Source organism: Celeribacter marinus (genome assembly GCF_001308265.1).
GTDB lineage: Bacteria > Pseudomonadota > Alphaproteobacteria > Rhodobacterales > Rhodobacteraceae > Celeribacter > Celeribacter marinus.
In genome coordinates this window covers 1051445-1069858 of sequence record NZ_CP012023.1, presented here as the reverse complement: position 1 = coordinate 1069858, position 18414 = coordinate 1051445, and the positions used below count along the sequence as shown (strand labels likewise).

The 18414-nt window shown below is 57.9% G+C and carries 17 protein-coding genes; 11 read left to right on the top strand and 6 right to left on the bottom strand.

Translation table 11 applies throughout. The annotated features are described in order from the left end of the window. Positions 1-89 precede the first annotated feature (89 nt). The 3 genes from IMCC12053_RS05155 to argF all read left to right on the top strand — a co-directional run bounded on the left by IMCC12053_RS05155 (position 90) and on the right by argF (position 3315). On the top strand, positions 90-950 hold the full coding sequence (locus tag IMCC12053_RS05155; RefSeq protein ID WP_062216373.1) for a trypsin-like serine peptidase: 861 nt from the start codon (positions 90-92) through the stop codon (positions 948-950). A gap of 250 nt (positions 951-1200) precedes the next feature. Further along, the gene (locus IMCC12053_RS05150; protein WP_062216371.1) at positions 1201-2367 is read left to right on the top strand and encodes an aspartate aminotransferase family protein; all 1167 of its coding nucleotides are present in this window, start codon (positions 1201-1203) and stop codon (positions 2365-2367) included. A 24-nt stretch (positions 2368-2391) separates the two neighbouring features. Further along, positions 2392-3315, top strand: coding sequence for an ornithine carbamoyltransferase (argF, locus tag IMCC12053_RS05145; protein ID WP_062216369.1), 924 nt, complete (start codon positions 2392-2394; stop codon positions 3313-3315). An 80-nt stretch (positions 3316-3395) separates the two neighbouring features. Here the strand turns inward: argF and IMCC12053_RS05140 are convergent, their stop codons facing one another. Together IMCC12053_RS05140 and IMCC12053_RS05135 are read right to left on the bottom strand one after the other, a co-directional pair. Beyond that, entirely contained in the window at positions 3396-4871 is a 1476-nt protein-coding gene (locus IMCC12053_RS05140) for an inorganic phosphate transporter (protein WP_062220908.1), read from the bottom strand. A 262-nt stretch (positions 4872-5133) separates the two neighbouring features. Further along, positions 5134-5592, bottom strand: coding sequence for an NUDIX hydrolase (locus IMCC12053_RS05135; RefSeq protein ID WP_062216361.1), 459 nt, complete (start codon positions 5590-5592; stop codon positions 5134-5136). Positions 5593-5805: 213 nt separating this feature from the next. Here IMCC12053_RS05135 and gndA point away from each other — a divergent pair, with 213 nt between their 5' ends. Next, positions 5806-7242 (top strand): NADP-dependent phosphogluconate dehydrogenase, encoded by a 1437-nt coding sequence (gene gndA / locus IMCC12053_RS05130; RefSeq protein WP_062216360.1) that lies wholly within the window; start codon positions 5806-5808, stop codon positions 7240-7242. A 78-nt stretch (positions 7243-7320) separates the two neighbouring features. Here the strand turns inward: gndA and hrpB are convergent, their stop codons facing one another. Beyond that, on the bottom strand, positions 7321-9750 hold the full coding sequence (hrpB, locus tag IMCC12053_RS05125; protein WP_062220906.1) for an ATP-dependent helicase HrpB: 2430 nt from the start codon (positions 9748-9750) through the stop codon (positions 7321-7323). Positions 9751-9905: 155 nt separating this feature from the next. Here hrpB and meaB point away from each other — a divergent pair, with 155 nt between their 5' ends. The 5 genes from meaB to IMCC12053_RS05100 all read left to right on the top strand — a co-directional run bounded on the left by meaB (position 9906) and on the right by IMCC12053_RS05100 (position 13313). Further along, positions 9906-10883: a methylmalonyl Co-A mutase-associated GTPase MeaB gene (meaB, locus tag IMCC12053_RS05120; protein ID WP_062216359.1), complete on the top strand. Its 978-nt coding sequence runs from the start codon at positions 9906-9908 to the stop codon at positions 10881-10883. 295 nt (positions 10884-11178) lie between these two features. Further along, positions 11179-11466: a 50S ribosomal protein L28 gene (rpmB, locus tag IMCC12053_RS05115; RefSeq protein ID WP_062216358.1), complete on the top strand. Its 288-nt coding sequence runs from the start codon at positions 11179-11181 to the stop codon at positions 11464-11466. Between the two features lie 171 nt (positions 11467-11637). Continuing rightward, positions 11638-11985 carry a hypothetical protein gene (locus IMCC12053_RS05110; RefSeq protein ID WP_062216349.1) on the top strand — a complete coding sequence of 116 codons (348 nt, stop codon included), beginning with the start codon at positions 11638-11640 and terminating at the stop codon, positions 11983-11985. A gap of 92 nt (positions 11986-12077) precedes the next feature. Further along, the gene (locus IMCC12053_RS05105; protein WP_062216347.1) at positions 12078-12569 is read left to right on the top strand and encodes a copper chaperone PCu(A)C; all 492 of its coding nucleotides are present in this window, start codon (positions 12078-12080) and stop codon (positions 12567-12569) included. A 192-nt stretch (positions 12570-12761) separates the two neighbouring features. Continuing rightward, positions 12762-13313, top strand: a complete 552-nt coding sequence (locus IMCC12053_RS05100) for a 2OG-Fe(II) oxygenase (RefSeq protein WP_062216345.1) — start codon at positions 12762-12764, stop codon at positions 13311-13313. Between the two features lie 63 nt (positions 13314-13376). On the opposite strand, the gene IMCC12053_RS05095 is transcribed toward IMCC12053_RS05100, so the two are convergent. After that, positions 13377-13727 (bottom strand): hypothetical protein, encoded by a 351-nt coding sequence (locus tag IMCC12053_RS05095; protein WP_062216343.1) that lies wholly within the window; start codon positions 13725-13727, stop codon positions 13377-13379. A gap of 224 nt (positions 13728-13951) precedes the next feature. Between IMCC12053_RS05095 and IMCC12053_RS05090 the strand changes: the two genes are divergently transcribed. Together IMCC12053_RS05090 and lepA are read left to right on the top strand one after the other, a co-directional pair. Continuing rightward, entirely contained in the window at positions 13952-14833 is an 882-nt protein-coding gene (locus IMCC12053_RS05090; protein ID WP_062216341.1) for a porin family protein, read from the top strand. A 212-nt stretch (positions 14834-15045) separates the two neighbouring features. Continuing rightward, positions 15046-16845 (top strand): translation elongation factor 4, encoded by a 1800-nt coding sequence (gene lepA / locus IMCC12053_RS05085; RefSeq protein ID WP_062216339.1) that lies wholly within the window; start codon positions 15046-15048, stop codon positions 16843-16845. A 159-nt stretch (positions 16846-17004) separates the two neighbouring features. On the opposite strand, the gene IMCC12053_RS05080 is transcribed toward lepA, so the two are convergent. Together IMCC12053_RS05080 and IMCC12053_RS05075 are read right to left on the bottom strand one after the other, a co-directional pair. Then, positions 17005-17634, bottom strand: a complete 630-nt coding sequence (locus IMCC12053_RS05080; protein WP_062216337.1) for a hypothetical protein — start codon at positions 17632-17634, stop codon at positions 17005-17007. Between the two features lie 305 nt (positions 17635-17939). Continuing rightward, positions 17940-18281 (bottom strand): type II toxin-antitoxin system prevent-host-death family antitoxin, encoded by a 342-nt coding sequence (locus IMCC12053_RS05075; protein WP_062216335.1) that lies wholly within the window; start codon positions 18279-18281, stop codon positions 17940-17942. Positions 18282-18414 lie beyond the last annotated feature (133 nt).

The following is an 18414-nucleotide window of genomic DNA, read 5'->3' as shown; positions in this document are numbered from 1 at the left end:
TTCCGAGCCTCGCCCTGCGCCGTCCTCACTCCTGCCGCATTTTTGCACGACACTCCTTTTGGTTGATACGTCTGACCGGAGGGATTTTCATGCGCTTTGCTCACCTTGCTTTTGCCCTTGTCGCAGCTTCGATAGCGGGCGGTTCTCAAGGTGCCGATAGTTTGCCGTCCGAACTGGACCGTGTCGACCGGCGCGCCGAGTTGATCGGGTGGGAAGCCGTGGGCCGCCTTGATATCGCAGGTGGCACCACCTGTACGGGCGCGTTGATTGAACAAGACATTGTGCTCACGGCGGCGCACTGTGTGATTGATGATGCGGGCCGCAAAATTGATGCCGATAAAATCATCTTTCGCGCGGGTCTGCGCAACGGCGAATTCATTGCCGCCTCCAAAGGTCGTGCGGTCGCCTACGTTGCGGGGTTCACTCAAGAACCCGATGGTCAGATTAGCCCCGACAATATCGCGCGTGATGTGGCGTTGATCCAGTTGGACAAACCTGTCGCCCGCGCCCTGATCCTACCGTTCCCGATCCACCGTGTGCGCACCTCGCGCGGCGAACTTATGGTGGCCTCCTACGGGCGCGGTCGCAACGCCACCCTTTCGGTACAGCGTGCCTGCAATGTGCTCGATAAATACCGCAGCGGCGTGATGACCTTTGATTGCGACATCACCTATGGCTCGTCTGGCTCACCCGTTCTGGCCTATGATGGCGGACGTTTAGCGGTGGTGTCTGTCGTCTCTGCGCTCCGCCAAGAGGGCGGCAAAAAGATCGGTTTGGGCATGGATATCCTCGATATTATTCCGGTACTGCGGCGTGAAATCGCGCTCGGATCGCCACAACTCCCTCCTAAACCCGTGGTCACGCGGCGCATCTCGGTCGGCGCGGCAAAGTCAGACACCAAAATCGGCGCGCGCACGGTCGGTGGCGCAAAATTCCTGTCGTCCAATTGAAAATAGCTTTGACAGACGGCGGGTGAGGGGCGTAAACGCAGTCTCATGAACACGGTGACCACATATAAAACCATCGCTCGACGTCGACGCTAACGCGCCGCCCGTCCGTTCATCTGTGCCAGTTTTGCGTGACCCGCATGGCACAACTCGCGCCAAACAAGCGCAAATCCACCTTAAATCAATCTCAATCGTTGACAGTCTTGCCCCGTGCGGCATTCAAAAGGCTTTCGCAGTCCAAAGGACCACTCCGATGATCACGTCCGTTCTTCCGACCTACAACCGCGCACCGCTTTCCTTTGTCAAAGGCGAAGGCAGCTGGCTTGTGGAGGCGGATGGTCGACGCTTTTTGGACATGGGCGCAGGGATCGCCGTCAACACGCTTGGCCACGCCAATCCGGAGCTGTCCGCGACCCTAAAGGCACAGGCAGACACGCTGTGGCATGTCTCCAACCTGTATAAAATCCCCGCGCAACAGGCCTTGGCGGATAAACTGGTTGAGACAACCTTTGCCGACACCTGTTTTTTCACCAACTCGGGTACCGAGACGGCAGAACTCGCGATCAAAATGGCGCGCAAATACCACTACGACAAAGGCGCACCAGAGCGGATCGAGATCATCACCTTTGACGGCTGCTTTCATGGCCGCTCAACAGGTGCGATTGCCGCCTCAGGCGCTGAGAAAATGGTCAAGGGCTTTGGCCCGTTAATGCCCGGCTTTGTGCATTTGCCCTTTGGCGACCACGATGCGCTAACCGCGGCGATTAGCGATAAAACCGCCGCGATCCTCATTGAGCCTATTCAGGGCGAGGGGGGCATTCGCGTGGTGCCTGATCACTGCCTCAAGGGTCTGCGCGATTTGTGCGACACTCACGGCATCTTGCTGATCTTTGACGAAGTGCAATGTGGCGTTGCGCGCACGGGCAAGTTGTTTGCACATGAATATGCGGGCGTGACACCCGACATCATGATGGTGGCAAAGGGGATCGGCGGGGGCTTCCCGCTTGGGGTTGTGTTGGCCACTGAAGACGCGGCCAGCGGTATGGTCGCGGGCACGCACGGGTCCACCTATGGCGGCAACCCGCTTGGCTGTGCTGTCGGTCTCAAGGTGATGGAAATCGTTTCCGATCCGGCATTTCTGGCCGATGTAAACCGCAAATCCGCGCTTTTGCGTCAACATCTGGAGGGATTGATTGCCGCACATCCTGATGTGTTCGAGCGCGTGCGCGGTCAGGGCCTTATGCTTGGCCTCAAACTCAAAATCGCGCCTGCCGATCTGGTGGGCAAATGCTACGAACAGGGTCTGTTGACCGTGCCCGCCGCCGACAATGTGGTGCGCCTCTTGCCCGCCCTCAATATCTCCGACGCGGACATCGCCGAGGCCGTAAAACGCCTTGATGCGGCGGCCGCATCGCTTTGACCCTAAAGACGAAAAGATAAGAATATGAAACATTTTCTCGATATCAACAAAACCAGTGCAGATGATTTGCACACGATTATTGCATCCGCAAAAGCCACCAAAGCCGCACGCACAGGCATGCCCAAAGCGGCGCTCGATGCCGAATTGCCGCTCAAGGATAAAATGGTCGCGCTGATCTTTGAAAAACCGTCCACTCGGACCCGTGTCTCGTTTGATGTCGGTGTGCGCCAAATGGGCGGTCAAACCATGGTGCTGTCAGGCTCCGACATGCAACTGGGGCACGGCGAAACCATTGCCGATACCGCCCGCGTGCTGTCGCGCTATGTCGATATGATTATGATCCGCACCTTTGAGGAACAAACACTTCTGGAGATGGCGGAATATGCCACAGTGCCGGTGATCAACGGGCTGACCAATCGCACGCACCCGTGTCAGATCATGGCCGACATCCAGACCTTTGAAGAGCACAATGGCCCGATCAAGGGCAAAAAGGTTGTTTGGCTCGGAGACGGCAATAATGTCTGCGCGTCCTTTATCCATGCTGCGGGTCAGTTCGGGTTTGATATGACCTTTGCGGGGCCAAAGCCGCTCGATCCGGAAATGGAGTTTATCGAAGAGGCCCGTGCGAAAGGATCAAAGATCGAGATTTCGCGCGATGCCGATGCGGCGGTCGAGGGGGCTGATCTCATCGTCACAGACACATGGGTGTCGATGCATGACCCGGCCTCCGCGCGCGAGCGGCGCCACAACCAGTTGCGGCCCTACCGTGTTAACCGCGCGCTGATGGCCAAGGCCAACGAGGGTGCGTTGTTCATGCATTGCCTGCCCGCGCACCGTGGTGACGAGGTGACAAACAACGTCATGGACGGGCCACAGTCAGTGATCTTTGACGAAGCCGAAAACCGTCTGCACGCGCAAAAAGCCGTGATGCGGTGGTGCGTTGAGTAATTAAACGCGCTTAGTGACAGCCAGATACAAAAAGGGCGCACCCGGAAGGATGCGCCCTTTTTCATTGAGAAACGCTAAGCTTATGCGAACAAATGCGTCAGCATGTAAAACACGATGGCCGAAAGACCCGCCGCGGCGGGGACGGTGATCACCCATGCCGCGACGATGGTCATAAAGTGGGAGCGGCGCACCAATTTGCGGCGGCGGCGCTCTTCGGCTGCAATCCGTTTTTCGGGAGCGCGTTTGGCGGAGTGTTCGCGTGCGCGGCGGTTGTGATGCCATTCGCGGAAAAAACCGACCCCGAACACACCACCCACAGCAATGTGCGTGGAAGAGACAGGCAGGCCAAGCCATGAGGCGACAATCACCGTGATCGCCGCCGACAAAGCCACACAGTACGCCCGCATCGGGTTGAGTTTGGTGATCTGGCTGCCAACCATGCGGATCAGTTTCGGGCCGAACAACAACAGGCCGAACGAGATGCCAAATGCGCCGATGACCATAACCCATTGCGGGATCGTCACCTTGCCTGCAAACTCTCCGAACTCTTGGGCATGCACAATCGCGGCGAGGGGGCCCACGGCATTGGCCACATCATTGGCCCCATGCGCGAACGAGAGAAGTGCGGCAGAAATAACAAGTGGCAGACCGAACAACACCTTGAGCGATTTGTTGCGGTTTTCCAGCCCCTCAGACTGCTTTCGGATCAAAGGAGCCGAGGCGACATAAGAGAGCGCACCAATCCCTGCGCCGATCATCAGCGCGGTCAAAAGGTTGATTTCAACCAGTTTCTTCAAGCCTTTCACAGCGAGATACGTCGAAAACGCGCCCATCATGATGCCCACCAAAACCGGAACCCAAATGCGTGCAGCCGCGATTTTATCGTCTTGATAAATGATCTTTGCCTTGATGAAGGCCAAAAACCCAGCGGCGACAAGCCCGCCAAGAACGGGTGAAATGACCCATGACGCCGCAATCAACGACATCGAACTCCAGTTGACCGCAGAGAACCCTGCCGCTGCAATCCCTGCGCCCATAACGCCGCCCACAACGGAGTGCGTGGTGGATACTGGCGCGCCAACCCATGTCGCAAGGTTCACCCAAAGTGCCGATGACAACAGCGCGGCCATCATCGCCCACACAAAAATGCTGGTGTCAGAGACGGCAGAGGGATCAATGATGCCCTTTGAGATGGTGGAGACGACATCGCCACCGGCAAGCAACGCACCGGCACTTTCACAAAATGCAGCAATAACGATTGCGCCGCCCATCGTGAGAGCTTTGGCACCCACCGCCGGACCCATGTTGTTGGCCACATCGTTTGCGCCGATGTTGATGGCCATATAGGCGCCCAATGCGGCGGCTGCGATGATGATTGCGCTGCCGGGTTGGTTCCCGAAAATGAAGGCTGCGGCGATGCCCGCCACAATGATAAAGGCCAGTGCGACCCCTAAGCCGACCATCGGGCGCGCTACGACTGTCAGGCCGTATTCAACCTGACTGATGCGATTGAGATCTTTATCCAGTGTCGCCCATTGGTTGTTGTCGTCGCTCATATCCATCCCCTGTCTCGGTGCGCCATGTCGCAATCGACCTGCGCGGCGCGTCGTCACAAAACATTCACATGCCTGTTACAATCGCGCGAAGCGCTAACGTGCCACGCCCGCGCGATCAAGCATTACTTGAGGATAGATTGGGGGATAAACGTCGGGATGCGCGCGAATACGCACCCGAACGATGCTATGGTGTGGCCGTCATTGGGGCGTCTTCGCGACAACCGCTCCGACGAACGCGGCGGCCCTGAGCGGGCCAAGAGCCTCAAAAGGCGCGTAAAATATCTTTGAGTTCCGGCTCGTCCACCAATTCGGCGGCCTCAGAGGCGGGCATCCAGTTGCGTGTCCGCTGCGTACTTTCGGGGTAGGTGTCGGCCATGCCCTCAACCTTGATAGAATAGACCGTGGCTGTGACGGGCGCGCTCGCTCCGTTGTTGAGCAATTTGTCGTAGTTGTACTGGCCAAGTGGTTTGGCCTTTACTTTTGACGGTTGAACGCCTGCTTCTTCCCATGCCTCTTGGGCGGCGGTGCCTGCGCCGTCTTTGCCGTCAATGGGCCAGCCTTTGGGCAAAATCCAACGCCCTGTGCCGCGCGATGAGATAAGCAATACCTCTTTGCCGCTCTCGCCTTTGCGATAGCAAAGTGCGGCGGACTGCACCCGATTGGGGCGTCTGAAAAACGGATTGAAGACGCCTCCTAAGGCGGATTTTAACAACGTGACCATGTGAAACCTGTGCATTCGCGCTTTATTGCGCTGTGTGATTTTGTCTCAATATAGGTAATTTTCAGTAAATATCAAGGCCATGGCGCGAATCAGTGTCCGTTTGTGGCGGTATCCGCTTGTATACCCTTGGCTTTGACGGCAAATTCGCGGCGAAATTCTTGGTATACCAAAGACGCACAACGCCCCAACGGGCGCACAAAGGAGACCCCTTATATGTCACAGGCTCGTATTGGCCTCATCGGTCTTGGCGTCATGGGCGCCAACCTCTCCCTCAACATCGCAGACAACGGGTTTCCGGTGGCGGTTTACAATCGCACCTCGTCGGTCACCGACGAGTTCGTGGCCTCATCGGGGGATTTGGCTGACAAACTCTCGCCGGCGCACACGCTTGAGGCATTGGTGGCCTCGCTCACCACACCGCGCGCCGTGATCATCATGGTCGCCGCAGGGGCCGTGGATGCCGTCATCGACGAGCTAAAGCCGCACCTCGACAAAGGCGATATGATCATCGATGCGGGCAACGCCAATTTCCACGACACCCGCCGCCGCGAAGCCGCGTTGAAAAACGATGGTTTGAATTTCATCGGTATGGGCGTCTCTGGCGGCGAAGAGGGGGCACGATTTGGTCCCTCCATCATGGCTGGCGGTGATATCGCCTCGTTCGAAGTCATCCGCGATATCCTTGAGGCGATTTCGGCCAAGCACAACGGTCAGCCCTGTGCCGATCACTTCGGCCCCGATGGCGCGGGCCACTTTGTGAAAACTGTGCACAACGGCATCGAATACGCTGATATGCAGATGATCGCCGAAGTCTACGGTCTTTTGCGTGACGGCGACAAACGCCCCACCGCCGAGATTGGCAAGCTGTTCGAGGCATGGGACCAAGGGCCGCTCAATTCCTACCTGATCGAAATCTCTGGCAAGGTCTTGCAGGCGGTCGACGAGAAAACCGGCAACCCACTTGTTGATATGATCGTCGACAAAGCGGGCCAAAAAGGCACGGGACGTTGGACCGCAATCGAGGCGTTGTCACTCGGCCAATCGCCTTCCACCATCGAGGCCGCTGTTGCGGGGCGCTCATGGTCGTCTGAAAAAGAAACGCGCGAAGCAGGCGAGGCGATTTTCGCCGACATCCAACCACAAGCAGGGGCCGAAACCCTGTCTGATGCCGATTTGGAAAAGGCGCTCTTGGCCGCGAAAATCATCGCCTACGACCAAGGGATCAAACTCTTGGCCGCAGCCTCCGAGGAATACAAATGGGATCTCGATCTGGCGTCATGTGCCGAGGTTTGGCGCGCAGGCTGTATCATTCGCTCTGCGCTCCTTGATGACATGGCATCCGCCGTACGCGAGGGCTTGCCGCACACCCAACTGATCTTTGCACCCCGCTTTGCTCAGATCATCCGCGAGGGCTCGTCGGCGCTACGCCGCGTTGTGGCCTCCGCTGCGCTGCGCGGTCTGCCGACCCCCGCCTTTTCCAATGCGCTCGCCTATTTCGACACCATGCGCATGGGCCGTGGCACCACCGATCTGATCCAAGGCCAACGCGACTTTTTCGGCGCGCACAGCTTTGAACGCACAGATGGCGGTAAGGGTCATCACGGTCCGTGGGCGTCCGATGTGGCGCACTCGGCGGCGCTTACCGACTAATCAAGGCTTATACAAATCGAACAAAAACGGCGCTGGGAGAGACCTCCAAGCGCCGTTTCTTTGTCTGTTTGCAACATCTCACGTGCCGCGCGGTTTGGCCCGCAATGTCGGATCGGCCTGTGTCGGATCTTCTGGCCACGGGTGGCGCGGATACTTGCCCCGCATGTCCTTGCGCACATCGGCGTAGGAGGTGGTCCAGAACGCAGGGATATCCATCGTCACCTGCACGGGGCGGTGCGCGGGCGAGGTCAGCGTAACGCGCAATGGCACGCGCCGCGCCCCCACGGTCGGGTGGGTCGTGGTGCCGAACATCTCTTGTAGGCGCGCGGTGATCTCAGGGTTCTCACCGCTATAATCAATCGGCAACTTGCGTCCCATCGGGCTTGTCCACGCGGCGGGCACTGCGCGGTCCAAACGGCTCATCTGATCCCAATCCAACATCGCGCGTAGTGCCTCTGTTGTGTCGAGCGCACGCAGGGCGGCCTCCGATTTCGCGCCCTTGAGATGAGGCAAAAGCCACGTCTCCAAGCTGTCCATCAATGCCGCTTCCGACACGTCAGGAAAATCGTCGCCCATCAACATGACCCGCGCCTGAAACCGTTTCGCGGCGGCACTCCACGGCAATCCGATTTGGCGTATCCCGTCCAATGCGCCGCGCGCCACCGCCTCCTTTGGAGCATCGGGCCATTGGCGATCGTCAAGGCACAGCGCGCCGAACATCTCGCGTTTGCGCGCCACCACGCGGCCTGCACGTTTGTCCCACTGACACACATCTACCCATGCAATCTGATCGGCAAACAAGGCGCGCACGTCGGCCTCGCTGATCTGTGCCGCCTGTCTGATCCGTGCCTCGCGCGGCGCGCCATCGGTGTCCGTCACCACGATCAACCGCGCCCCCGCAAGCGCATCGGCGTCGTCCATCATCGCGCCTTTTCCGCCCGACATGACATAGCGGGCCTGATCGCCCTTGCGGCGCAATCCCACACGGTCGGGGTAGGCGAGCGCGGCCATCGCGCCCAAACTCAAATCATGCAACTCGGCGTCACCCGCCATCGGGCGCAGCCGCTTCGCCTCTTGTTTGATCCGCTCCACCGCACCGCGATCAGCACGGCTATCGACGCGCGACAGGGCCGCAATCCGCGCGGCCAAATCCACACCTGCACTGCGCCCGCTCCCGATGAATGGATCTCGTTCGTTCAAGAGTGCAGCCAAATCCGCCGCCTTTGGTCCCGCTTTTTGAAGCATATGTGCAAGTCGCGGGTGCAGCGGCATCGCCGCCAATGCCCGCCCGTGCGCCGTGATGTGATGCCCCGCGTCCAAGGCCTCAAGCCCGTGCAGCAACGCCCGCGCCTCGGCCAAGGCCCCAATAGGCGGCGCTGTCAGAAACGCCAAATCACTCTCGTTTGCACCCCACATCGCCAGCTCCAACGCCAACCCTGTCAGGTCCGCCGTCTCGATCTCGGCGGGCGGAAAGGCGGCCAATGCGCCCTCTTCGCCCTTGGTCCACAGCCGGTAACACACCCCCGCCGACACGCGCCCCGCACGGCCACGGCGTTGTTCGGCTTCGGCCTTTGACACGCGTTCGGTTACGAGCCGCGACATGCCGGAGGCGGCATCAAAGCGTGCACGGCGCGCGCGCCCTGCATCGACGACAATACGCACATCCTCAATGGTTAGTGACGTCTCAGCGATGGCGGTCGCCAGCACAATTTTGCGCCCCGTCTCGCAGGGCGCAATCGCCGCGCGTTGCTCGGTAAATTTCATCGCTCCGAACAAGGGCCGCACCGCGCAATCCGCGGGCACGCGCCCCTTGAGCAAAGCCTCAACGCGGCGTATTTCGCCCTCACCGGGTAAGAACACCAAGGCCGATCCATCTTCGGCTGCAACGGCCTCCACGACCAAATCCGCGACAGCCTGTTCTAGGCGCGTGGTTTTGGGGACAGGCGCGGATAACCACCGTGTCTCGACCGGAAACGCGCGGCCCTCGGACACCACCACAGGCGCGCCGTCGAGCAACGCAGCCACAGGATCCGCATCCAGTGTCGCCGACATCACCACCACGGCCAGATCGTCGCGCAACGCCCCGCGCACTTCTTGGATCAACGCCAACCCGAAATCCGCGTTCAAAGACCGTTCATGGAACTCGTCAAAGATGACACAGCCAACGCCGCGCAATTCGGGGTCGCTTTGCAACATGCGGGTCAGGATGCCCTCGGTCACCACCTCGATACGGGTGGCTTTCGACACTTTACTCGCCCCGCGCATCCGGTAGCCAACGGTCTCTCCCGCAGCCTCTCCCAATGTTTGCGCCATGCGTTCGGCAGCGGCGCGCGCGGCCAAGCGGCGCGGCTCCAACATCAAAATCCGGCCCGTGATATGAGGCAATAGTGCAAGCGGCACGCGGGTTGTTTTGCCCGCACCGGGGGGCGCCATCAAAACCACACGGCCGGCCGACATGACGGCGGCCACCACATCGTCCAATACATCATCTATCGGCAATCTATCCATTGCGCCCTTATCCCCCATTGCGGCCCAAAGAAAAAGTGTCGCGATGGACGTGTGTGCGAAATGCTCAAAATGCCACACTGGACACACGCGGTGCCATCGGGCATTCCTGCACTACCCCAGTGTTCGAGAGAGATACGAGACAGGAAGAGGCCGCGATGGACCCCAAAGAACTGGCCCAACAGGTCATAGATGGCAATCGCCGCGCCCTCGCACGCGCTATCACACTTGTGGAAAGTGCGCGCGCCGATCACCGCGAACAGGCAATCATACTGATGGACGCGCTTAAGGCGTCAAACCGCGTGGCCCTGCGCGTGGGTCTTTCGGGTACACCTGGGGTGGGCAAATCCACCTTTATCGAGACCTTTGGCATGATGCTGATCCGCGAGGGGCTCAAGGTGGCCGTGCTTGCCGTCGATCCATCATCGTCACGCTCTGGTGGGTCGATCTTGGGTGATAAAACCCGCATGGAGCTTTTGAGCCGCGAACCCCACGCGTTTATTCGCCCCTCTCCCTCGCAATTGGAGCTGGGCGGCGTGGCGCGGCGCACCCGCGAGGCCGTGAGCCTGTGCGAGGCGGCGGGATACGACATTATCTTGATCGAGACGGTTGGCGTGGGCCAATCCGAAACCGTAGTGTCGCAAATGTCCGATCTGTTCCTTTTGCTGCTTGCCCCCGCGGGCGGCGACGAGTTGCAAGGCGTCAAGCGCGGCATCATGGAAATCGCGGATATGATTTTGGTCAACAAGGCGGACGGCGATCTCAAAGCGGCAGCCAACCGCACCTGTGCCGATTACGCCGGTGCGCTGCGCCTGATCCGCAAGCGGTCGTATGATCCAGAGGGCTACCCAAAGGCGATGACTGTCTCGGCCTTGCAAGACAATGGATTGACTGAGGCATGGACGGATATGCAAACCTTGATCGACTGGCGGCGCGCGCATGGCCATTTCGATGCGCGCCGCGCACGCCAAGCCGAATACTGGTTTGCCCAAGAAATCCGGTTTGGCCTTTTGGGACAGCTTGACCGCGAACCGCTCAAATCCATGATCGCACAGCTTGCGGGACAGGTCGCCTCGGGCGACATCACACCAAGCCATGCGGCACATGATGTATTGACGGCATTGCGTGAGGGGTGAGGGGCAGGGGCGGCGCGAGGTTGGGCGCAGTTATGCATGCGAATCCACCCCAAGCCATGCCGCGAGGCCTTGACGATTCTCCTATGATCGCCTATCCACCGCGAACTGAATTTCGGGCGCTGCACCCTTGCCGTGTCTATTTCTGTTAAAATCGGTCTTTTCGGGCTATGTTGAGCGTCTTTGCGCTTGATTTCCCCCCGTTTGCCGCTCATAGAGAGCGCCGATCCATACAGGACTTTTGAGAACCCGCGGGCCGCGCCTTGCTGCCCCCCGACTGTAAGACGAGGATGACCACATGGCACGCCGTTGCGAATTGACTGGTAAAGGCCCAATGACTGGCAACAATGTCAGCCACGCTAAAAACCGTACCCGCCGCCGTTTTTTGCCGAACCTCAACGATGTATCGTTGATGTCCGAAGCACTCGGCCGCACGTTTAAACTGAAAATCTCTGCTGCTGCATTGCGCACCGTAGACCACCGTGGTGGCCTCGACGCGTTCCTTGCGAAAGCCAAAGACGTTGAGCTTTCCGATGCTGCGCTGAAAATCAAAAAAGACATCGCTAAAGCAACAGTCGCTGCTTAAGCCGTCTTTTTCGATCTAGACTATCACGAGACCCCGTGTGGATTTCCGCGCGGGGTTTTCCCTTGTGCTCAGACTGGCCGCAGACTGGCCGCATGAGGCGCGCCACCTGCAACATTGCGCCGCATCCCTTGGCTCTTTCCTTTGGGTGGGGGCGGGCGTAATGTGACCGCCATGCGATCTTTGCGCCCTCTCATAGCCGTTGTCTTTGCGGTCTTGTTGTTCGCCACGAGCCAGACCTTGGCCGTGACGCGCGGGACCATGCGCGATGCGACCGGCGCGATGGTACTGTGTACCGGCACAGGGCCGATCACGGTCTTGATCGGCGAGGACGGTGCGCCCCTTGGCCCCTCGCATATCTGCCCCGAATGCGCGATGGGCGTCATCGCGGATGTTGGAAGTGCCTTCGTCCTTGGCCCTTTCATCGCGCGGGTGACTGCGCTCGACAGTGCGCCATGGGTCTCTACGCGTCGGACCGCGCAGACCCTGACCCCCTCTGCACGCGGGCCACCCCTCGTCTGATCCGACGACCACGACACATTTACACAGATATCAGACATGCCGTGAGCCGCCTCAAAACGGGGCAGGTGCGGCGATCAAATAGGATCACTCACATGACACTTAAATCCACTCTTCTGGCTGGCTTCTCCGTTCTTGCGTTCGCCATGCCCGCGTTCGCAGACATCACCATCGACGATGCCTATGCACGGTCCTCCGGCATGTCGGCTAAGGCCGGCGCGGCCTTCTTCGTTATTCACAATTCAGGCGCCGAGGACGATCAACTGATCAATGCGACCTCCGATGTGTCCAAACTCGTTGAGTTGCATACCCACAAAGACATGGGCGATGGCGTCATGAAAATGATGCACGTCCCCGAAGGCTTCACCATCCCCGCAGGCGGCGAGCACGCCCTCGCGCGTGGCGGTGATCACGTCATGTTCATGGGGATCAATGAGGGCTTTGCGCAGGGCGATGTCCTCACGGTGACGCTGACCTTTGAAAAAGCGGGTGACATCACCGTCGACATCCCCGTCGATCTGGAGCGCAAAGACGCGCCGATGATGCAGCACGGGAAAATGGACCACGGCAACATGGCCGACAAATAGGTCGCGCTCTCCGACCTTATCGACAGACCGAACACCCGCCCGTGCACCCCACGTGGCGGGTGTTTCATTTTTCATTGATCGATCCCGCGGATCGGATAAACCGCATGCGAGATATCTGGAAATTTCTGCCCGATTCTCTTCTCTTTTGACAATTGAATAGAACGGCGCGCCTAGACGCGTTGGAGATGGATCATGCTAAGTGTCTATGCGTTTGATGCGGCGTTTTCGCCTGCCGAATGTGATGTGATTGTCGGGTTGGCAGGCGACAGCGCGCTTGCCGATGCGGGGCTTGTGCGTGGCGGTGCCAATCACAATCTACGCCGTGCCGACCTTGCGTGGCTCGATGATCGTGAGGGCACTGATTGGATCATGGTGCGGATCATGGATCTTGTGGCCGAGGCCAATCGCACCCATTTCGATTTCGCGCTCACCGAGTTTGGCGAAAGCCCGCAGATCGCGCGCTATGGTGCCGAACGCCAAGGCCATTTTACATGGCATTCCGACATTGGAGACGGGGTGTTCGCCGCGCGCCGCAAATTGACCATGGTCATCCAATTGTCCGACCCTGCCGACTACGAGGGGGGCGCGCTCGAATTGCAACCTGACGCCGGTGTGCATGCCGCCAACCGCACGCGCGGATCGGGCGTGCTGTTCCCGTCCTTCACTTTGCACCGTGTGACCCCCGTCACGCAGGGCGAGCGGTTTTCCCTATCCACATGGGTGCACGGCCCCGCGTTTCGCTGATCATGCCCATAAGCGACACGATGTCAGCGGTCCGCGCGGGCGGTGTTGTCCCGATGGGGACGCCTAGCCACAGGTGGCTTGCGCCGAGGATCCGAACGCCTTGTACCGCTTCCAAAATGCCTCATTAAACGGATTGTCGGATTGCCGCGTCTCTTGTGATTTGTGCGGATCTTTGAAAAAGGCCACGGCCTTGGATTGATCGCTGCCCGACAGTTTTTGGTTGGCTACGGCTTGCACACAGCCACAGGTGGACGATGTCGCGGCCTTGCGGTCCGCCGCCATACACGCCGAATAAATCGGCCCCGTGGCAAACGCCCGCGCAACAGACGAAGAGCGGTTTGCCCCGCGCGATCCACAAGACGCCACAAGCGCCACAGTGCAAATAAGAAGAATGGTTTTCGTCGGTGTGTTCATTACTAACTGCCCTTTGCCCAACACTACGGGTCCGCTCTCTGGCGTGATTTGCACCCAGTATGCGCGAAAACCAAAGCGGGAGCAATTCACGGGTTTGTTGGGTGGGGCGGTACGTTTTTGCAACAACTCTAGGAGTGTTTCCTAGGAACCCTAAAGTTTTTTTATTCCCAATTGCCTTGCGCCTACCAGTGTACTTAGTGAAACAAATTAATGAGTTGATAATCATGAAAACACTTTTTGCTGTAACAAGTCTTTCGATCGCGTGCGCGTCGGGCGCTTTTGCTGGTGAAGTCACATATTCAAACGTTGGCTTTGGCTATTCTAACCTTAGCATCGCAGGTGAAGATGCGGGTCTTTATTCCTATGGTGGCGCTCTTGAATATGCGCAAAACAATTGGGTTTTGGGTGTATCCGCGGGTGTTGCATCCCCCGAGGATTTGGACCTCGACCTCATGAATATTTCAGTGTCTGTGGCATACGAAGTTATGCCAGGCGCTTATGTCCTTGGTGGATATCGTCAGGTGGACGGAACATTCGACGGTACATCACTTGATACCGAAACATGGTCTGTTGGCGGCGAATTCACGTCTGGCGGCTTTTCGTTTGGTCTTGGCTATATGTACTCACCTGACGCAAACGAAGGCGCATATAGCGCGTTTGCAAATTACGCGTTGGATGCCCAGAGCGATGTGTATCTCGCAGGTGCCGAATTGCTCGGCGAGAACGCGGTTCTTGTCGGCGTGTCGCGTGACACCAACAAATATTCAGCGGATGCGGGTTATGCCGTCATCGCGAGTGATCTTGATGTCTTTAGTGTCTCCGGTTCGTATAACTTCATGCCTTACATGCGCGTGTTGGGCGATGTGGCGCGTGTGTCGCTGGACGGAATTGATGCGAATTATTGGGGTGTTGGCCTTGGCTATGCCGTGGCGCAAAATTCGTGGATTGACGCGTCTTATGGACAAATCAAGATTGAGGGCGAGACCGCCGATATTCTCTCTTTGACGATCAATTTCGAGACCGGCAAATCCAAGCTTGCAACACAGAAGGTGTTGTCAAATGTCTCAGATCTTTTGCCAAAACCATTGGAAGGCGTGAACTTCTAAACTGTTCACGAAACGCTATTAGGGAAAGGGCGCCATGTGGCGCCCTTTTTGACTTGGCGCGGCTGCCATGACGCATCGAGGCGGCCCCCTCATTTATATATGAGTGAATTTGGGGCACCACACATCTCAACACCACCTTTACAAAACACCCTATTCCCCTCATAGACACAGGCTAATCCTGCGCGCGCGCGTGTCTTGTTTTAGGGCCTTCCATGACCGAGCTGAAAAACATCCGTAACTTCTCCATCGTCGCTCACATCGACCATGGGAAATCGACCCTTGCCGACCGGTTGATCCAGTCCACAAATACCGTGGCGGATCGCGATATGAAGGCGCAAATGCTCGATAGCATGGACATCGAACGTGAGCGCGGCATCACGATCAAGGCCAACTCGGTGCGCATCGAATACAAGGCCAATGATGGTGAGCTGTACATCCTCAATCTCATCGACACCCCCGGTCACGTCGATTTCGCCTATGAAGTCAGCCGCTCGATGCAGGCCGTTGAGGGCTCGCTACTGGTCGTGGACGCCTCCCAAGGGGTCGAGGCGCAAACCCTCGCCAACGTCTATCACGCGCTCGACGCCGACCACGAAATCGTGCCCGTCCTCAACAAGGTCGATTTGCCCGCCGCCGATGTCGAGGCCGTGCGCACCAACATCGAGGACGTGATCGGCATCGACGCGTCTGACGCCGTCGAAATTTCCGCCAAAACCGGCTTGGGCATTCCCGCCGTGTTGGAGGCCATCGTTACCCGTCTTCCCGCCCCCAAAGGCGACCGTGACGCGCCCCTGAAAGCCATGCTTGTTGACAGCTGGTACGATGCCTACCTCGGCGTTGTCGTCATGATCCGCGTGATCGACGGCACCGTCAAAAAGGGCGATGTGGTCAAGATGATGCAGACCAACGCGACCTACAAAATCGACAAACTCGCGGTCCTCAAGCCAAAAATGGTCGACTTCCCCGAGCTTGGCCCGGGCGAAATCGGTATCCTCACCGCGTCGATCAAACAGGTGCGTGATACCAAAGTCGGCGATACGATCACCCACGACAAAAAGCCCTGCGCCAAGGCGCTACCGGGGTTCGCGCCCTCCGTGCCCGTGGTGTTTTGTGGCCTCTTCCCCGTGGACGCCAACGATTTCGACGACCTGCGCAACGCGATCGAAAAGCTGCAACTCAATGACGCCTCGTTCAGCTCGGAGATGGAAACATCCGCCGCTCTCGGCTTCGGCTTTCGCTGTGGCTTCCTCGGCCTGTTGCACCTTGAGGTGATCCGTGACCGCCTTGAGCGCGAATACGATATCAATCTCATCACCACCGCGCCCTCCGTGATTTACCGCATCTTTATGCGCGATGGCACGATGAAGGAGCTGCACAACCCCGCCGACATGCCCGATCTGACCTTTGTTGACCACATCGAAGAGCCGCGGATCAAGGCCACCATCATGGTTCCCGACGACTACCTCGGGGATGTGCTCAAACTGTGCCAAGACCGCCGTGGCATCCAGATGGACCTCACCTATGCAGGCGCGCGCGCGATGGTCGTCTACGACCTGCCGCTCAACGAAGTTGTGTTCGACTTCTACGACCGCCTCAAATCCATCACCAAGGGCTACGCCTCGTTCGATTACCAGTTCATGGACTACCGCGAGGACAATCTCGTCAAGATGTCCATCCTCGTGAACGACGAACCCGTCGATGCGCTCTCGACCATGGTGCACCGTGATCGCGCCGAAACCCGTGGCCGCGCCATGTGCGAAAAGCTCAAGGATCTGATCCCGCGCCACATGTTCAAAATCCCGATCCAAGCGGCGATTGGCGGCAAAGTTATCGCCCGCGAGACCCTCTCCGCGCTACGCAAAGACGTGACCGCCAAATGCTACGGCGGCGACGCGACACGTAAGAAAAAGCTGCTCGAAAAGCAGAAAGCCGGTAAAAAGAAAATGCGCCAGTTCGGCCGCGTAGAAATCCCGCAAGAAGCGTTTATTAGCGCGTTGAAGATGGACGATTGAGATCGATCATTTTTAAAGCGAGTGGGTGACAGTGTCTTTTCCGCAGGAAAAGAGCACGGGGACACAGCTGCGGGGTGGGGCGAACGGTTGCGTCACGTGAATGGAAAAAGGCCGCCAGATTGGGCTGCCGTCCTTTTACTTTTCTTTGCGCAATTTTTCTTAGTGACGTAGTTCGGATTCTAAGAATATGACTTCGCTAATGTAAGTTGTGAGCTTATCGACTTCATGCAGCGGGTTGCGGTTAATGTCGCACCCCAACATCCTGTAAATCTTAAATCCTTTGCCAGACAAAGCGATGTTGCGTCGAAAATCTTTCGAGGTTTGTGATTCGGATCGATCATGAAAGTCTACACCATCGCATTCTAGATCTATCTTGAGCTTCATGTCACCAATTTGGACGAATATCCCAAAATCGAGATGATAGCCCGCAATCCCGCATTGCGGGTAAATAGCTATGAAATCATTTTCTGTCGCTTGAGAGGGAAGATTCTCTCCCGGCAAAACCACAAATATTTGATGTGGTTTAATGTCCAATTGAAAGTCACTTATCCGAAGGAGTGCAAAAATGGCGCGTTCCAATGGACTCTGGAGGATATTATCTCCTACTGAAAGAACCTCATCAAGAAAGAACTGTTCGTGTCCTAACCCACAAAAATGCTCAAAAACCTTGTGTGTGAGATCGTCGAGCTTGATATCTCTGAATCTACGAAAACCCTTGGTACAATCGGTAGGGTTACGTTGGTAATGATCTACATGTTCGGGTTCTATGTCAGGGACGCTAGTGTACATGTGATTCCTTTGCTTGAGAACACAAAGAGAACACGCGTGTCGGGTTCGTGTCAATTTGTATCTTCTGTGGATAACTTTGGCCGATGCTCCGCATCGTTAGCGCCCGACTCTCCCCACGAGAAGGCGCTTTTCGCACCCGCCCAGTTTCAAGCGCTGCGGGTTGGACAGGTTGGACGTTTTTCTGTAGTGCCGGTGATTTTGGGGAGGGCGGGAGCCGCCCGAAATTCTGTTGCGCATCCTCGCCTATAAACCAGCGTTCGCAAGTGTGCGAACGCGTTTGTGCGCTTTGAACCTGCCTCGCAGGTTCAATCGCTGCTGTGCAGCGACCGCGCCCAAACCCAAAAAGCCACCCATTTTTTGTCTTGGCCGGTGTTGCGCGCCATCTCGCGCTCTTGGTCTGCGCGCGCTAGCCGCGCCCCCCATTCGCCCAGAGAGCGACCCGGACGCATGCCCGAGCGCGGGCTGCGGGGGCCGCGTTCCTCCTCATCTTGGTGCTCCCAAATGCGTTCCAAATCTACCATTGGTACGATGGCCGCCACCGGTCGGCCGTGGCGGCGAATGATTACGTGATCGCCGTGTTCGACGCGCGCCAAAAGCGCGGTTAGGCGCGGGCGCAGCGCGCTCAATTTGATCCAAATGTGGGTCATGATGATGTGTACCTTGTGCAATGTCAGGCCTCAAAGTCGTGCAAAAGATTAAACATCATGTCACATTGGCGTACGCATCTGGCCGCGCACTTGTCCCAGATCAAAGCGCCAGAAACGGCCTCGCTCTAGCTGT